Source organism: Deinococcus cellulosilyticus NBRC 106333 = KACC 11606, from assembly GCF_007990775.1.
GTDB classification, from domain to species: Bacteria; Deinococcota; Deinococci; order Deinococcales; family Deinococcaceae; genus Deinococcus_C; species Deinococcus_C cellulosilyticus.
Window position 1 is genome coordinate 1 of the sequence record NZ_BJXB01000074.1, and the last position, 2,828, is coordinate 2,828.

Sequence of the window (2,828 nt, forward strand, 5' to 3'; positions counted from 1 at the left end):
AACTCAGAGACTTTCTCTTTTCTAGTGGATCATCTCTTGCAAATTAAAGCTAAGGAAGATAAAAAAGATTAGAGTTGCGTTTCGAGTGAAAACCACTAAAAATAAAATTGCTTCAATATTTATTGCACATATACTAAGTTTGATATATTCTTATTTATGTTAAAGAGACATTTAGCAATATTTACCTTGTTAGGGTGAATGATCTTCAATATACAAATTTATATGTATTTCTATGATGTAAATATTTGAACATCTTTTAAACTCTGATACGTTTATTAAACAGTAGTACAGGAATGTATAAAACAATAGCAATAATAGCCAAATAAGGCTGATCGATATAAGATGATAAGAAGTAATATAGAAGCAAAATCACAATACTTAATAAAATTCTCGGTAATTTATTAGGTGCATTATATGAATGAGTTAATGTAATTAAATTGATTAGGGCAAAAGTAAGCATCGATCCAGACAAGCTGTCAGACATAGTTGCGCCCAATGAAAAATAGGGAGAGATAAAATTTTTACTAACAAGCAAGATAATGGTAAATATTATTAATGGGAAATACTTCTGATGCGTAGAATGTATTCTCAAGAGAGTCATAACCGCACATAGGTAACCCGCAAAAATATCAAACGCCATATCTCTGTTCCTTAAAGGTGGACATGATGCTATTGTAATACAATTTGTCTGGGTTTTCCTTATTTAAGCAACAAAACAGGCCAAAATTTGTCCTGGAAAGCTTGGAGTTGAAAGTACGGACGAAACAAAGGTTCCTGCGGGGGTCCAACTCCAGCCGGGAAAGACTTTTTCCAGGGTAGTCATGCTTAAGGATCAAAGGCGATCCCATGAGGACCTGAACCTCCCCACACACGCTACATCAATCAAATGCCACACTTAAACGGACCACCATTTCAGGATCATGCAGGGCGGTTAGACTCAATTGGATCTTCAGTTTACTGGTTGGAGACCACCACTGGGGTGCGTTAACTGAGATTTTGCACCTATGCAGGGCCAGCTGCCTGATTCAGCCAAATCTCATGTGAGACAACAAAAATGGGCAGAGTGTCTACGTCTGCCCATCAATTGTTATGCACGTTGTTGGCCCTCTTGCCAAACCAGAACCACCGCAAGCTCTTCCAGATCCAACTCCGCGGCTTCCTAAGAGGTAACCGTCAAGTGCGACCCCATCACCATACCCTCGGAACGTCCTGTGCAGCCAGTCGCTTCTACAACCAGTACCAGTGGAACACCAGAGCACTGATGAAGGCCGTTCAGCAGCACATTCTGCAACAACTCTCCAAAGCTTACCCTCGACGATCAGGTCGCAAACCCACCCTGAACGTACTCGTAGATCTGACGACCCTGAGAAAAGAAGGCCAATTTCCAGGGCTACCCGTGTCCTACTTCAATGGCAAGTATGGTTTGCACCTGGTGGTGGTCTACCTGCTGATCGGCAAAGTTAGATTTCCCTGGTCTTTTGCTGTCTGGAAAGGCAAAGGACGTGCCAGTGAAAGCAAATTGGCGGTCGGCATGATCCAATCCCTGTGCCACCAACTGCAGGGACGCTTTCACCTCAAGGTCCTGGCCGACAGTGGTTTTGATAATCAGTACTTCTTAAAACCCCTGTCCCAGTTGGGCCTGACGGTACTGGTCGGCACCAAAGGAGATCGCAAAGTCGGCGATAAGAAGGTCAAGGAACTGTTCTTCAATGGCAGCTGGGTGAAACTGAACACGCCAGAGCTGCAGGTGACGGTGGCCTGGTTTGAACGCAGGTACCCGACGGGGGAAACAGAGCGGCGCTATGTGATGTGCAATCAGCCTCTGACGGCCAAAACGCTGGTGTCCTGGGGTAAGTCGCGCTGGAGAATTGAAGCATTTTTTAAAGCCGCCAAGGGCCGCTTCGGACTAGACCAATTCGGCCAGCGGACGTTGAGGGGTGCCATTCGGTTTATTTTTCTGTCTTTGCTGGCCTTTATCCTGACCCACACAGTCAATGAGTATCCGAATTCGTCAACCATGGATTGGGGAGAGCTGGCTTTTCAGGCTGCGAGAAGTCTGGTCTTGTGGGTGCTCAGGGCAGAATTCTTGATGCTGCAGGATCAGCTTTTTACCGACTCAGAGCTGCATCATTTTCCAAGGGCAGGATAGGTCAAATATCAGTAAACCAGTTACCTCTCCTGTAAAGTGGAGGACATGAAACGCGAGCGCTTCAAAGCCCCTTCTAGTGTATTTCTAATCCTGCACAGCCAGCAGAAATTTTGTTTGCTGCACCGCACCCACACAGGATGGATGGATGGTCTTTACAGTATTGCTGCCGGAGCTGTGGAGGCAGGAGAGACCCTGATTCAGGCTCTGATTCGGGAAGCAAAAGAAGAACTGGGCATCACCGTCCTACCCCAGCACCTGCAACTGGTTCACACCCTGCATGCCAAAACAGAAGGAGACCTCTGGCTAGGGCACTTTTTTGCAGCCCAGGAGTGGGACGGAGAACCAATAACCATGGAGCCCCACAAGCATAGTCACATCCTCTGGGTCCCTTTGGATGAGGTGAATGGTCAACTTGTGCCCTATGTGGAGCAGGCCCTTAGAGCGGTTCAGGCAGGTCAAATGTATTCTGAATTTGGATTTGAATTTGCCTGATCCAAACCATAACAAGGAACCTGAGAGTCGAATAGGTTCCTGGAACCTGAGGACTCCTGGCCTTCTGCCTACCTCACGACCTGAGGGATAACCTGCTACGGGCAGAGTTTTTGATACTGTACAACCAGCTTTTTCCTGGCTCAGGATCGCATGTTTTTCCATCGTCTGGATAAGTGCAAAATCTCAG

Annotated in this window: 2 protein-coding genes; both read left to right on the forward strand. The window is 46.1% G+C overall.

Annotation, left to right across the window (positions count from 1 at the left end):
- The first annotated feature begins 1,261 nt into the window (after nucleotides 1-1,261).
- On the forward strand, nucleotides 1,262-2,149 hold the full coding sequence (locus DC3_RS28670; RefSeq protein ID WP_186816340.1) for a transposase: 888 nt from the start codon (nucleotides 1,262-1,264) through the stop codon (nucleotides 2,147-2,149).
- 45 nt (nucleotides 2,150-2,194) lie between these two features.
- Nucleotides 2,195-2,641 carry an NUDIX hydrolase gene (locus DC3_RS28675; protein ID WP_146892223.1) on the forward strand — a complete coding sequence of 149 codons (447 nt, stop codon included), beginning with the start codon at nucleotides 2,195-2,197 and terminating at the stop codon, nucleotides 2,639-2,641.
- Nucleotides 2,642-2,828 lie beyond the last annotated feature (187 nt).